Source organism: Pseudomonas cremoris (assembly GCF_014230465.1).
This window is the reverse complement of the sequence record NZ_JAAXCY010000006.1, coordinates 271,160-283,595: the sequence shown is the minus strand read 5'-3', so window position 1 is coordinate 283,595 and position 12,436 is coordinate 271,160. Positions and strand designations below refer to the sequence as shown.

Genomic DNA, 12,436 nt, shown 5'->3' with positions numbered 1-12,436 from the left:
ACTATATAAGTGCCTATATTTGGCGACAATTCTCGGCAAAAACCCTTTTTACAGAGGCGTATCCCCTATGCGTACCAACACCCAGACCAAGCGGGAGCTGGACAAAATCGACCGCAACATCCTGCGTATCCTGCAAACCGACGGGCGAATTTCGTTCACGGAGCTGGGAGAAAAGGTCGGGCTGTCGACCACGCCGTGCACCGAGCGCGTGCGCCGACTGGAGCGTGAAGGGATCATCATGGGCTACAACGCGCGGCTCAATCCGCAGCATTTGAAGGGAAGTTTGCTGGTATTTGTCGAGATCAGCCTCGATTACAAATCCGGCGACACCTTTGAAGAGTTCCGCCGCGCCGTGCTCAAACTGCCTCACGTGCTGGAATGCCATTTGGTGTCGGGTGACTTCGACTACCTGGTGAAGGCGCGCATCTCAGAGATGGCGTCGTACCGCAAACTGCTTGGCGATATCCTGCTCAAGCTGCCCCATGTGCGGGAGTCCAAGAGCTATATCGTGATGGAAGAGGTGAAGGAGAGCCTGAACCTGCCCATTCCGGACTGACAGGCGGCTACATCTGTCAGACCAGTACTTGCCTAGTACTGGCCATGTACTCATGGATCTGCTTCTCCACCTGTGGATGAATCAACTCCACAGGCCGGCGCCCATTCGGGCATGGCAGGGTCTTGGTGGTGCCGAACAGCCGGCAAATCAGCGGACGCTCGTCGTACACCGTGCAACCGTTGGGGCCCAGGTGCACGCAGTTCAGCTCGTCCATGGCCGCGTCCTGCTCGGCAGCAGTCTTGCGCGGCAAGCGCGACATTTCCTCGGGCGAAGTAGTCACTGGCCCACAGCAGTCGTGGCAGCCGGGCACGCATTCGAACGAAGGAATCTGCCTACGCAGGGCGCTGATTTTCTGGCTGTTGCAACTCATCGAAACGGGTACCGAACGGCGGATAGGCGTGGATTCTGCCGCAAAAGCCTGCAATGAGACAGCTTCGCCCGACCGCTGTATCCTGCGTCAAATTTTCCAAACAGGGATGCTCCCCATGACTGCCAGCGCCCGGCACACCGCTTCCTACTACGCCGCCAGCAGCGTGCCGCAACCCGATTACCCGGTGTTGAACGGCGAAGTGGTTGCCGATGTGTGCGTGATTGGCGGCGGGTATTCGGGGCTGAACACCGCCCTGGAACTGGCCGAGCGCGGCTTCAGCGTGGCGTTGCTGGAAGCACGCAAGATCGGTTGGGGCGCCAGCGGGCGCAATGGCGGCCAGCTGATTCGCGGCGTTGGCCACGGCCTGGACCAGTTCACCAACGTGATCGGTACCGACGGTGTGCGCCAGATGAAGCTGATGGGCCTGGAAGCGGTGGAGATCGTGCGCGAGCGCGTAGAGCGCTACCAGATTCCTTGCGACCTGACCTGGGGTTACTGCGACCTGGCCAACAAACCCCATCACATGCAGGAGTTGGCCGAGGACGCCGAAGAGTTGCGCAGCCTCGGCTATCACCACGAAGTACGCCTGCTACAGGCTGGCGAAATGGGCAGCGTGATCGGCTCCGACCGTTATGTGGGCGGCATGATCGACATGGGCTCCGGCCATTTGCACCCATTGAACCTGGCACTTGGCGAAGCGGGCGCCGCGCAGCAACTGGGCGTAAAGCTGTTCGAACAATCCGAAGTGACGCGCATCGACTACGGCCCTGAGGTCAAGGTGCACACCGCTCAAGGCCATGTGCGCGCCAAAACGCTGGTGCTGGCCTGCAACGCCTACCTCAATGGCCTGAACCCGCAACTGGGCGGCAAAGTGCTGCCCGCCGGCAGCTACATCATCGCCACTGAGCCGTTGAGCGAAGCCCAGGCCGCCAGCCTGCTGCCGCAGAATATGGCTGTGTGTGATCAACGGGTAACCGTGGACTACTTCCGATTGTCCGCCGACCGCCGCCTGTTGTTTGGTGGGGCCTGCCACTACTCCGGTCGCGATCCCCAGGATATTGGCGCCTATATGCGGCCAAAAATGCTCAAGGTGTTTCCACAACTGGCTGACGTGAAGATCGACTTCCAGTGGGGCGGCATGATCGGTATCGGCGCCAATCGCCTGCCGCAGATTGGCCGCTTGGCCGATCAACCCAACGTGTATTACGCCCAGGCTTACGCAGGCCACGGCCTCAATGCCACGCACCTGGCCGGTAAGCTACTGGCCGAAGCCATCAGCGGCCAGCAGCAGGGTCGCTTCGACCTGTTTGCCCGGGTGCCCCACATCACCTTCCCTGGCGGCATACACCTGCGTTCGCCGCTATTGGCATTGGGGATGTTGTGGCACCGGTTCAAAGAGCTGGTGTGATCAGCCGCGCCAGAAAGGTTTTACGCCTTCCCGGCGCGCCTGCTCTGCAGTTAGGCCGATGTCGCGCAGTTGCTCGACGCTCATATCAAGCAGGGCCTTTCGGGTATGGCTGCGGCGCCAGAACAGCGTCCACCGGCTGCTGGTAGTTGCCGACATTGTCGAACCCTGCCCCGCTTCCAATTCCTGACCGTGTAACGCCAACCGCACATCGCTCATGCCGCTCATTTTACCGTCCCTCATTTGCCTGTTGCCATGAGTGACTAGAATGGGCGTGCCCGCCAAACCGTTACAGATTCAACCCTTCTTTATTAAATCCATACAGACACTGCCTATGTGCCGCTGAATCCTGTATTTTCGCCCTATCTGTACTGGTCCCTTGGGAGCGACCGCCATGACCCTCTACGTCAACCTTGCCGAACTGTTGGGCACTCGCATCGAACAAGGCTTCTACCGTCCTGGCGATCGTCTGCCCTCTGTACGCGCCCTGAGCATCGAGCATGGGGTTAGCCTGAGCACCGTGCAGCAAGCTTATCGGCTGCTGGAAGACAACGGCCTGGCGATGCCAAAGCCAAAATCCGGCTACTTTGTACCCGTCGGGCGTGAGTTGCCGGCATTGCCGGAGGTTGGCCGTCCGGCACAGCGCCCAGTGGAAATTTCCCAGTGGGACCAGGTGCTGGAGCTGATTCGCGCGGTGCCGCGCAAAGACGTCATACAGATGGGCCGTGGCATGCCGGATGTTTTGACGCCCACCCTCAAACCCCTGCTGCGCAGCCTGGCGCGCGTGAGCCGGCGCCAGGACCTGCCGGGACTGTATTACGACAACATCCTCGGCTGTATGGATTTGCGCGAGCAAATCGCCCGACTGTCACTGGATTCCGGCTGCCAACTGACCGCCGATGACATTGTGATCACCACCGGCTGCCATGAGGCACTGTCTGCCAGCATCCATGCCATCTGCGAGCCCGGTGATATCGTCGCGGTGGACTCCCCCAGCTTTCATGGCGCGATGCAGACCCTCAAGGGCCTGGGCATGAAAGCCCTGGAAATCCCCACCGACCCTATCACCGGCATCAGCCTCGAAGCGCTGGAACTGGCGCTGGAACAGTGGCCGATCAAAGTCATTCAGCTGACCCCCAACTGCAACAACCCCTTGGGCTACATCATGCCGGAGGCGCGCAAACGGGCACTGCTGACCCTGGCGCAGCGTTTTGACGTGGCGATCATCGAAGACGATGTGTATGGCGAATTGGCCTACAGCTACCCGCGCCCGCGTACCATCAAATCCTTCGACGAGGACGGTCGCGTGCTGCTGTGCAGTTCCTTCTCGAAAACCCTCGCGCCAGGCCTGCGCATCGGCTGGGTTGCGCCGGGCCGTTACCTGGAACGGGTGCTGCACATGAAATACATCAGCACCGGCTCCACCGCCACACAACCGCAGATTGCCATCGCCGAGTTTTTGAAAGGCGGCCATTTCGAACCGCATTTACGCCGGATGCGCACTCAATACCAGCGCAATCGCGACCTGATGCTCGACTGGGTCAGCCGCTATTTTCCGGTCGGCACTCGCGCCAGTCGGCCCCAAGGCAGCTTTATGCTGTGGGTTGAGCTGCCGGAAGGTTTTGACACGTTAAAGCTCAATCGCATCCTGGTGGAACAAGGCGTACAGGTCGCTGTGGGAAGCATCTTTTCTGCATCCGGCAAGTACCGGAACTGCCTGCGCATGAACTACTCTGCCAAGCCAACCCCGCAGATAGAAGAGGCTGTGCGCAAAGTGGGGACTGCCGCAATCAAGCTGCTGGCCGAAACAGTGGACTGACCTTTCGCGGGAAATAGCCGTCATATGCCGACAACCGCCCTGATCTGGAAGCGAACCCTTTGATGATTCGACGGCTATTACCGCTCTTCCTGCTGGGAGCCCTGACCCTGGGCGGTTGCGCCACGGTGAGCACACCGCGCATCCCCAGCGATGCCCTGCCTGCCGCGCAGTCTTCCTTTGGCCGTTCGATCCAGGCCCAGGCCGCGCCTTACCAAGGACGCTCGGGCTTTCGCCTGCTGCCCAACAGCAGCGAAGCGTTCATGGCCCGCGCCGAACTGATCCGCAACGCCCAAACCAGCCTCGACCTGCAGTACTACATCGTCCACGACGGCATCAGCACGCGCATGCTGGTGGATGAATTGCTCAAGGCCGCCGACCGTGGCGTACGGGTGCGCATCCTGCTGGACGACACCACCAGCGACGGCCTCGACCAGATCATCGCCACCCTCGCCGCCCACCCCAAGATCGAGATTCGCTTGTTCAACCCGCTGCACCTGGGGCGCAGCACGGGTGTGACGCGGGCCATGGGGCGTTTGTTCAACCTGTCGCTGCAGCACCGGCGCATGCATAACAAACTGTGGCTGGCGGACAACAGCGTGGCGATTGTCGGCGGGCGCAACCTGGGGGATGAGTACTTCGACGCCGAGCCCAACCTCAACTTCACCGATATCGACATGCTCAGCGTGGGCCCGGTGGCGGAGCAACTCGGCCACAGCTTCGACCAGTACTGGAACAGCGCCCTGAGCAAGCCGATTGATGACTTTGTCTCAAACAGCCCTTCCAAAGGCGACCTGAACGCTGCGCGCACACGCCTGGAAGCATCGCTCGCCGAATCGCGCCAGCAGAATCACGCCCTCTACAGCCGCTTGCGCACTTATCAAACCCAGCCGCGCATGGACATCTGGCGCAGTGAGCTGATCTGGGCCTGGAACCAGGCATTGTGGGATGCACCCAGCAAAGTACTGGCCACCGCCGAACCAGACCCCAGGTTATTGCTCACCACTCAACTGGAGCCGGAACTGGAAGGGGTCAGCCACGAACTGATGATGATCTCGGCGTATTTCGTGCCGGGCCAGCCGGGGCTGGTGTACCTGACCGGGCGCGCGGACGCGGGCGTGTCGGTCAGCCTGTTGACCAACTCCCTGGAGGCCACCGATGTTCCGGCCGTTCACGGAGGGTACGCGCCGTACCGCAAGGCGCTGCTGGAGCATGGCGTAAAACTCTATGAACTGCGCCGCCAGCCCGGCGATGGCGGCGGTAGTGGCCCGCACCTGTTCCGGCGCGGCACGTTCCGCGGCTCGGACTCAAGCTTGCACAGCAAGGCGATGATCTTTGATCGGCAGAAGTCGTTTATCGGTTCGTTCAACTTCGACCCACGCTCCGTGCTGTGGAACACCGAAGTCGGCGTGCTGGTAGACAGCCCCGAGCTGGCGGAGCATGTGCGCAACCTGGCGCTGGAAGGCATGGCCCCCGCGTTGAGCTATGAGGCGAAATTGCAGGACGGCCAAGTGGTGTGGGTGACCGAGGATAACGGCCAACTCCACACCCTGGACCGCGAGCCGGGCAGTTGGTGGCGGCGGTTCAATGCGTGGTTCGCCACCAGCGTTGGCTTGGAACGCATGCTCTAGTGGGAGCGGCATTTCAAGGTCAGGTTGGCTGCGCGATCCCGAACGCGCCCTGGCGCAGCAACAACAACACCAGCCCCAACGCACCCGCCGCCATCAGTAACGGCAGCGCATGCCCGCTGATCCACTGGCTGCCCGCACCGGCCACCAACGGCCCGATCAAGCAGCCAATCCCCCACAGCTGTGCCACGTGGGCGTTGGCACGTACCAATGCATCGTCACGATAACGCTCGCCGATCAATATCAACGACAGTGTGAACAACCCGCCGGCACTGGCGCCGAACAACACCCAAACCGGCCAGATCAGCGATGTATGCATCAACAGCGGAATCGCCAGGCTCGACACCAACAACAGCACCGCGCAAGCCAAGAACAACGTCCGTCGCGGCAGGTAGTCGGCCAGTGCGCCAATGGGCAATTGCAACAACGCATCACCCACCACCACCGTACTGACCATCGCCAACGCGACCTCGGCAGTGAAGCCTTGTTGCAGGCAATACACCGGCAACAACGTCAGAATCATCGCCTCGAACGCTGCGAATAAAGCCACCGCCCAAGCAATCGCCGGCAGGCTCAGGCAGAAGCGCCACAAGTCTGCGAAAGTCACGCTGAACGACTCGGCAGTGGGTGCGCCAGTGCGGCCCAGTAACAGCACTGGTGCCACCACCAGCAGGCCTACGCCCACCCAGAAGCCGTAGTCATGATCGGTACCGAGCACGCCCAACAGCAACGGGCCCGACAGTTGGCTCAAGGCATAACTACAGCCATACAGCGCCACCAGCCGGCCACGCCATTGCTCCACCACCAATTGGTTGATCCAGCTTTCGCCCAGAATAAACACAATGGTCAGGATCACCCCGATCATCAGCCGCAGCACCAGCCATACCGGATAGCTGGGCAAAATCGCCAGCAAGCCAATGGACACTGCACCCGCCCACAGGCACAGGCGCATCAGGTTGGCAGTGCCGAGCCAAGAGGCCATGCGGCTGGAAACCTTCGCCCCGAGCAACACGCCGAACGCCGGCATGGCGGCCATGACACCAATGGCGAAACTGCCGTAGCCCCAGCCTTCAAGCCGTAGGGACACCAGCGGCATGCTGACACCCAGCGCCAGGCCGACGCTGAGGACCGAGGCCAGCACGGCGAAATAAGTCGCCCAACGCATTTCCACGCTCCTGTGGATAGTTTTTGAGAGCACACAAAACAGTGTGGGAGCGGGCTTGCTCGCGAATGCGGTGGGTCAGCCAGCTCATCTGGTACTGATACTCCGCATTCGCGAGCAAGCCCGCTCCCACATTTTTAGCTGCGGTGAGACCTGAAAGTTACAGCTTGATCCAGGTCGACTTCAGCTCGGTGTACTTGTCGAACGCATGCAGCGACTTGTCGCGGCCGTTACCCGACTGCTTGAAGCCACCGAACGGTGCGGTCATATCGCCGCCGTCATACTGGTTGACCCACACGCTACCGGCGCGCAGTGCCTTGGCGGTGAGGTGCGCCTTGGAGATATCGGCTGTCCACACCGCTGCGGCCAGGCCGTAGATAGTGTCGTTGGCAATGGCTATCGCTTCTTCGGCGCTATCAAAGGTGATCACCGACAAGACTGGGCCGAAGATCTCTTCCTTGGCGATCTTCATGGCATTGGTCACGCCGTCGAAAATCGTTGGCTCTACGTAGGTGCCACCGGTTTCTTCCAGGGTGCGCTTGCCGCCCGCCACCAGCTTGGCGCCGTCAGCATGGCCGGCCTCGATGTAGGACAGCACGGTGTTCATCTGCTGGGTGTCCACCAAAGCGCCAACGTTGGTCGCCGGGTCCAGCGGGTTGCCTGGCTTCCAGGCCTTGAGAGCCTCGATCACCAGCGGCAGGAATTTATCCTTGATCGAACGCTCGACCAGCAGACGCGAGCCGGCGGTGCAGACTTCACCCTGGTTGAAAGCTATGGCGCCAGCGGCGGATTCAGCCGCGGCTTGCAGGTCCGGCGCGTCAGCGAACACGATGTTCGGGCTCTTGCCACCGGCTTCCAGCCAAACACGCTTCATGTTCGACTCGCCGGAGCGGATCAACAGTTGCTTGGCGATTTTGGTCGAACCGGTGAACACCAGCGTGTCGACGTCCATGTGCAGCGCCAGCGCGTTGCCCACGGTGTGGCCATAACCAGGCAGCACGTTGAACACGCCTTTCGGAATGCCCGCTTCAACCGCCAATGCGGCGATGCGGATGGCGGTCAGTGGGGATTTTTCCGATGGCTTGAGGATTACGGAGTTACCGGTAGACAGCGCCGGCCCCAGCTTCCAGCAGGCCATCATCAACGGGAAGTTCCACGGCACGATGGCGCCAACCACGCCGACAGGCTCACGCGTCACAAGCCCAAGCTGGTCGTGCGGGGTGGCGGCAACTTCATCGTAGATCTTGTCGATAGCCTCGCCGCTCCAGCTCAGCGCGTTGGCTGCGCCAGGCACGTCGATGTACAAGGAGTCGCTGATCGGCTTGCCCATGTCCAAGGTTTCGAGCAGCGCCAGCTCTTCGGCATTGGCCTTGAGCAGTGCGGCGAATCGGATCATGGCGGATTTGCGCTTGGCCGGCGCAAGGCGCGACCAAACACCGGAATTGAAGGTAGCGCGGGCATTTTCCACGGCGCGCTGGGCGTCGGCCACGTCACAGCTGGCGACGGTGGCCAGCAAGCGGCCATCGACCGGGCTGATGCATTCGAAGGTGTCACCGGAAGCAGCAGCGGTGTACTCGCCGTTGATGTAGGCGCGGCCTTCGATCTTCAGATCCTTGGCGCGTTGTTCCCAGTCGGCACGGGTCAGGGTGGTCATGCGAGTGTCCTCCTCTTATTGAATACAAGGGCCAGGCGATGTCCCCCGGCAGCCTCAAAGAATTCTTGCCCGGCCAGCCTGCTGTTCGGCTCAAGGCAGCTGCCACCCTAAACCAGCCGCTGGGGATGTTTCAATATATTTGACATAACGCCAGCAAACTCCCTTGCGATGTTCATTTTAATAAACATAGACTTTGGGCTCTCCAACCGCAGGCCAGACGGGACACGCACATGAGCATCCAGGACATCGTCGACTTCAGCCAAGCCAACACCGCCCCCGAACGCTACCGCCCTGCCGCAGAAAAAATCCTCAAGGGCGATCCCGAACAAACGATCTACAACCACTACAACAGCCCGTGCGGGCAGATGAGTGCCGGGGTCTGGGAAGGTGAAGTCGGGCACTGGAAGGTCAACTACAGCGAACATGAGTACTGCGAGATCGTGCAGGGTGTTTCGGTATTGCGCGATGCCGAGGGTAACGCAAAGACCTTGCGCGCCGGCGACCGCTTCGTGATCCCCGCCGGCTTCAGTGGCACCTGGGAAGTGCTGGAGCCGTGCCGCAAGATCTACGTGGTGTTTGAACAAAAGGCCTGATCAGCAAATCGCAGGCAAAAAAAAGCCCGTATCGTGAGATACGGGCTTTTTTTCACAAGGAAGAAAATCAATTACTTGATTTTGCCTTCTTTGTAGATCACGTGCTTGCGAACGCGCGGGTCGAACATTTTCTTTTCGAGCTTGTCCGGGGTAGTACGCTTGTTCTTGTCGGTAGTGTAGAAGTGACCAGTACCGGCGCTAGAGATCATTCGAATCAATTCACGCATGATAGAGCTCCTTAGATCTTGCCAGCGGCGCGGATTTCGGCCAGCACGACAGTGATGCCACGCTTGTCGATGATACGCATGCCTTTGGCAGATACACGCAGGCGAACAAAACGTTTCTCTTCTTCAACCCAGAAGCGGTGATGCTGCAGGTTCGGCAGGAAACGACGACGGGTTTTGTTATTTGCGTGGGAAATGTTATTCCCAGTCACCGGACCCTTACCGGTAACTTGACAGACTCTCGACATGCCTCAGCCCTCTAAAACCACATGCCCAACCCGGCATGGGTTGGCCGCTTAATCTCTCAGTCATTTGGCGCCAGGCGCCGCGTTTCTTTAGGGTCTTACCGGCTACACCTACAAGCGAAGGAACCGGGCCCCTAGAAAAGAGCGCTGCTTTATACCAGAAAGACCCCAGTGCAACAACAGCCCGTGTGTTTTTACCGACCTAATTCTAGGTAAAACACACCTGAACCGTTGCCAGGAGGGGCCGCCGGAATAGCCGACCGCTCGTCGCACAGAATGATTTACAGCGCCTGCGCGCACGGTGAAGTGCTCGGCGAAATACGCTGAGGCGCCATCAAAACAGCATTTGAGGCAAAAGCACAGGCAAAAATGGGCTAGTCATTTGGCAATCTGAGCACTACGGTAGGACTTTTCCAGACTGCACTCGCAGATGGGCCTTCGATCTGCAAAGGAAACCGAACATGCGCCTCGCTGCCCTACCGCTGTTGCTCGCCCCTCTATTTATCGCGCCGCTGGCCTCTGCCGCCAGCAACTTGAGCGTCTGCACCGAGGCCAGCCCCGAAGGGTTCGATGTGGTGCAATACAATTCGCTGACCACCACCAATGCCTCGGCCGATGTGCTGATGAACCGCTTAGTGGACTATGACGCGGCCAGCGGCAAGCTAGTGCCCAGCCTGGCAGACAGCTGGGAAGTGTCGCCGGATGGCCTGACCTACACGTTCAAGCTGCACCCGGATGTGAAATTCCATCGCACCGACTATTTCGTCCCAAGCCGCTCCCTGACCGCCGAAGACGTACGCTTCAGCTTCGAGCGCATGCTCGACCCGGCCAACCCTTGGCACAAGATCGCCCAGAGCGGCTTTCCCCACGCGCAGTCGCTGCAGTTGCCGACGCTGGTCAAGAAGATCGACGCGCTCGACCCGCTGACCGTGCGCTTCACCCTTGATCACGCCGACTCCACCTTCCTCGCCGCGTTGAGCATGGGCTTTGCTTCGATCTACCCGGCGGAATACGCCGACAAACTGCTCAAAGCCGGCACGCCCGAGAAACTCAACAGCCAGCCCATCGGCACCGGGCCGTTCGTTTTCGTGCGTTTCCAGAAAGACGCCGTGGTGCGCTACAAGGCCAACCCGGACTACTTCGCAGGCAAACCACCTGTGGATAACTTGATCTTCGCGATCACCCCGGACGCCAACGTACGCTTGCAGAAATTGCACCGCGATGAATGCCAGATCGCCCTCTCGCCAAAACCCCTGGATGTAGGCGAAGCCGAGAAAGACGCAGCGCTCAAGGTCGAAAAAACCGCCGCCTTCATGACGGCATTCGTCGCCATCAACAGCCAGCATCCACCGCTGGACAAGCCCGAAGTACGCCAGGCAATCAACCTGGCGTTCGACAAGGCCAGCTACCTCAAGGCCGTGTTTGAAGGCACCGCCGAAGCCGCCAACGGTCCTTACCCACCCAACACCTGGAGCTACGCCAAGGACTTGCCGGGTTATCCACAGGACTTGGCCAAGGCCAAGGCATTGCTGAACCGTGCCGGGCTCAAGGACGGTTTCAAGACCACTATCTGGACACGCCCCACTGGCAGCCTGCTGAACCCCAACCCGAACCTCGGCGCGCAGTTGTTGCAGGCGGACCTGGCCAAGGTCGGCATCCAGGCCGAGATCCGTGTGATCGAATGGGGCGAGTTGATCCGCCGCGCCAAGGCGGGTGAGCACGACCTGCTGTTCATGGGCTGGGCCGGCGACAACGGCGACCCGGATAACTTCTTGACGCCGCAGTTCTCCTGCGCGGCAGTCAAATCGGGCACCAACTTCGCCCGCTACTGCGACCCCGCGCTGGACAAGCTGATCAGTGCCGGCAAGACCACCAGTGAGCAAGGGGTGCGCAGCAAGCTGTACCAGCAGGCCCAGGCGCAGATCCAGCAGCAGGCACTGTGGCTGCCGCTGGCACACCCGACGGCGTTCGCCCTGGCACGCAAGAATGTCGAGGGTTATCAGGTGAGCCCGTTCGGACGCCAAGACTTCTCCAAGGTCAGCGTCAAGCCCTGAACACCCGCCCCGCCCGGACCGGGCGGGGTTACATCCACCCATATTCCGCCATCGACAAGGGATCACCGTCGCCCACGATGATGTGGTCGAGCACCCGCACATCCACCACTTCCAAGGCTTTTTGCAGAGTCTTGGTCAGTTTTCGATCTGCTGCGCTGGGCTCCACACTTCCGGAAGGATGGTTGTGACACAGGATCAGCGCCGCCGCGTTGTAGGCCAGCGCACGCTTGACCACTTGCCGTGGGTAAACCACGGCACCGTCGATAGTGCCCTGGAACAAGGCCTCAAACCCCAACACCCGATGCTTTGAATCAAGAAACAGGCAGCCGAAGGTTTCATGGGGCTCATGACGCAACAGCGCCTTGAGGTAATCACGCACGGCCACCGGACTTTCCAGCACCGAATCAACGCGCAACCGTTCCGCCAGATGACGCCGGGACATTTCCAGCACCGCCTGCAACTGGGCAAACTTTGCTGGCCCCAGGCCCAACTGCTGGTTGAACACCGTTTGGCTGGCCTCCAACAACGGTCGCAAGCCACCAAATTGCGCCAACAGGTGGCGCGCCAAGTCCACCGCGCTCCTGCCGGTCACCCCGGTACGCAGGAAGATCGCCAGCAGCTCTGCGTCGGACAAGCTCGTCGCGCCCCACTCCAACAGCTTCTCCCGTGGCCGCTCTGCCGCTGGCCAATCACGAATACTCATCCCACCTCCCTCTCCATGTGCGCAAT

The 12,436-nt window shown here is 60.5% G+C and carries 13 protein-coding genes; 6 read left to right on the top strand and 7 right to left on the bottom strand.

Features of this window, described 5'->3' with window-relative positions:
• The first annotated feature begins 67 nt into the window (after positions 1–67).
• Positions 68–556 (top strand): Lrp/AsnC ligand binding domain-containing protein, encoded by a 489-nt coding sequence (locus tag HF257_RS17300; RefSeq protein WP_003176896.1) that lies wholly within the window; start codon positions 68–70, stop codon positions 554–556.
• Positions 557–572: 16 nt separating this feature from the next.
• On the opposite strand, the gene HF257_RS17295 is transcribed toward HF257_RS17300, so the two are convergent.
• Positions 573–926 (bottom strand): YkgJ family cysteine cluster protein, encoded by a 354-nt coding sequence (locus HF257_RS17295; RefSeq protein ID WP_185709979.1) that lies wholly within the window; start codon positions 924–926, stop codon positions 573–575.
• A gap of 115 nt (positions 927–1,041) precedes the next feature.
• Here HF257_RS17295 and HF257_RS17290 point away from each other — a divergent pair, with 115 nt between their 5' ends.
• Positions 1,042–2,334 carry an NAD(P)/FAD-dependent oxidoreductase gene (locus HF257_RS17290; RefSeq protein WP_185709980.1) on the top strand — a complete coding sequence of 431 codons (1,293 nt, stop codon included), beginning with the start codon at positions 1,042–1,044 and terminating at the stop codon, positions 2,332–2,334.
• Here HF257_RS17290 and HF257_RS17285 read toward each other — a convergent pair whose 3' ends face one another.
• A complete protein-coding gene (locus HF257_RS17285) occupies positions 2,335–2,559 on the bottom strand; it encodes a DUF1127 domain-containing protein (RefSeq protein WP_185709981.1) in 225 nt (74 codons plus the stop codon). It abuts the gene before it with no gap.
• Between the two features lie 166 nt (positions 2,560–2,725).
• Between HF257_RS17285 and HF257_RS17280 the strand changes: the two genes are divergently transcribed.
• Both HF257_RS17280 and HF257_RS17275 read left to right on the top strand, forming a co-directional pair.
• The gene (locus HF257_RS17280) at positions 2,726–4,150 is read left to right on the top strand and encodes an aminotransferase-like domain-containing protein (protein WP_185709982.1); all 1,425 of its coding nucleotides are present in this window, start codon (positions 2,726–2,728) and stop codon (positions 4,148–4,150) included.
• A 62-nt stretch (positions 4,151–4,212) separates the two neighbouring features.
• Positions 4,213–5,778: a phospholipase D family protein gene (locus tag HF257_RS17275; protein WP_185709983.1), complete on the top strand. Its 1,566-nt coding sequence runs from the start codon at positions 4,213–4,215 to the stop codon at positions 5,776–5,778.
• Between the two features lie 19 nt (positions 5,779–5,797).
• Here the strand turns inward: HF257_RS17275 and HF257_RS17270 are convergent, their stop codons facing one another.
• Both HF257_RS17270 and HF257_RS17265 read right to left on the bottom strand, forming a co-directional pair.
• Complete coding sequence (locus tag HF257_RS17270; protein WP_185709984.1) at positions 5,798–6,940, bottom strand: MFS transporter; 1,143 nt, start codon at positions 6,938–6,940, stop codon at positions 5,798–5,800.
• A gap of 157 nt (positions 6,941–7,097) precedes the next feature.
• Complete coding sequence (locus HF257_RS17265; RefSeq protein ID WP_185709985.1) at positions 7,098–8,591, bottom strand: aldehyde dehydrogenase; 1,494 nt, start codon at positions 8,589–8,591, stop codon at positions 7,098–7,100.
• 230 nt (positions 8,592–8,821) lie between these two features.
• Between HF257_RS17265 and HF257_RS17260 the strand changes: the two genes are divergently transcribed.
• A complete protein-coding gene (locus HF257_RS17260; protein WP_185709986.1) occupies positions 8,822–9,184 on the top strand; it encodes a cupin domain-containing protein in 363 nt (120 codons plus the stop codon).
• 71 nt (positions 9,185–9,255) lie between these two features.
• On the opposite strand, the gene rpmG is transcribed toward HF257_RS17260, so the two are convergent.
• Together rpmG and rpmB are read right to left on the bottom strand one after the other, a co-directional pair.
• Complete coding sequence (rpmG, locus tag HF257_RS17255; RefSeq protein WP_003176906.1) at positions 9,256–9,411, bottom strand: 50S ribosomal protein L33; 156 nt, start codon at positions 9,409–9,411, stop codon at positions 9,256–9,258.
• 11 nt (positions 9,412–9,422) lie between these two features.
• Positions 9,423–9,656, bottom strand: a complete 234-nt coding sequence (gene rpmB / locus HF257_RS17250) for a 50S ribosomal protein L28 (protein ID WP_003176907.1) — start codon at positions 9,654–9,656, stop codon at positions 9,423–9,425.
• 458 nt (positions 9,657–10,114) lie between these two features.
• On the opposite strand from rpmB, the gene HF257_RS17245 reads away from it, so the two are divergent.
• On the top strand, positions 10,115–11,707 hold the full coding sequence (locus tag HF257_RS17245; RefSeq protein ID WP_185709987.1) for an ABC transporter substrate-binding protein: 1,593 nt from the start codon (positions 10,115–10,117) through the stop codon (positions 11,705–11,707).
• 28 nt (positions 11,708–11,735) lie between these two features.
• On the opposite strand, the gene radC is transcribed toward HF257_RS17245, so the two are convergent.
• The gene (gene radC, locus HF257_RS17240; RefSeq protein WP_185709988.1) at positions 11,736–12,410 is read right to left on the bottom strand and encodes a RadC family protein; all 675 of its coding nucleotides are present in this window, start codon (positions 12,408–12,410) and stop codon (positions 11,736–11,738) included.
• Positions 12,411–12,436: the final 26 nt, after the last annotated feature.

Bases quoted from the DNA above. Each gene is read 5' to 3' on its own strand.
- radC (WP_185709988.1), bottom strand. From the start codon at position 12,410: ATGAGTATTCGTGATTGGCCAGCGGCAGAGCGGCCACGGGAGAAGCTG.
- HF257_RS17295 (WP_185709979.1), bottom strand. From the start codon at position 926: ATGAGTTGCAACAGCCAGAAAATCAGCGCCCTGCGTAGGCAGATTCCT.
- HF257_RS17270 (WP_185709984.1), bottom strand. From the start codon at position 6,940: ATGCGTTGGGCGACTTATTTCGCCGTGCTGGCCTCGGTCCTCAGCGTC.
- HF257_RS17260 (WP_185709986.1), top strand. From the start codon at position 8,822: ATGAGCATCCAGGACATCGTCGACTTCAGCCAAGCCAACACCGCCCCC.
- rpmG (WP_003176906.1), bottom strand. From the start codon at position 9,411: ATGCGTGAATTGATTCGAATGATCTCTAGCGCCGGTACTGGTCACTTC.
- HF257_RS17275 (WP_185709983.1), top strand. From the start codon at position 4,213: ATGATTCGACGGCTATTACCGCTCTTCCTGCTGGGAGCCCTGACCCTG.
- HF257_RS17245 (WP_185709987.1), top strand. From the start codon at position 10,115: ATGCGCCTCGCTGCCCTACCGCTGTTGCTCGCCCCTCTATTTATCGCG.
- HF257_RS17290 (WP_185709980.1), top strand. From the start codon at position 1,042: ATGACTGCCAGCGCCCGGCACACCGCTTCCTACTACGCCGCCAGCAGC.
- HF257_RS17300 (WP_003176896.1), top strand. From the start codon at position 68: ATGCGTACCAACACCCAGACCAAGCGGGAGCTGGACAAAATCGACCGC.
- HF257_RS17265 (WP_185709985.1), bottom strand. From the start codon at position 8,591: ATGACCACCCTGACCCGTGCCGACTGGGAACAACGCGCCAAGGATCTG.
- HF257_RS17285 (WP_185709981.1), bottom strand. From the start codon at position 2,559: ATGAGCGGCATGAGCGATGTGCGGTTGGCGTTACACGGTCAGGAATTG.
- rpmB (WP_003176907.1), bottom strand. From the start codon at position 9,656: ATGTCGAGAGTCTGTCAAGTTACCGGTAAGGGTCCGGTGACTGGGAAT.
- HF257_RS17280 (WP_185709982.1), top strand. From the start codon at position 2,726: ATGACCCTCTACGTCAACCTTGCCGAACTGTTGGGCACTCGCATCGAA.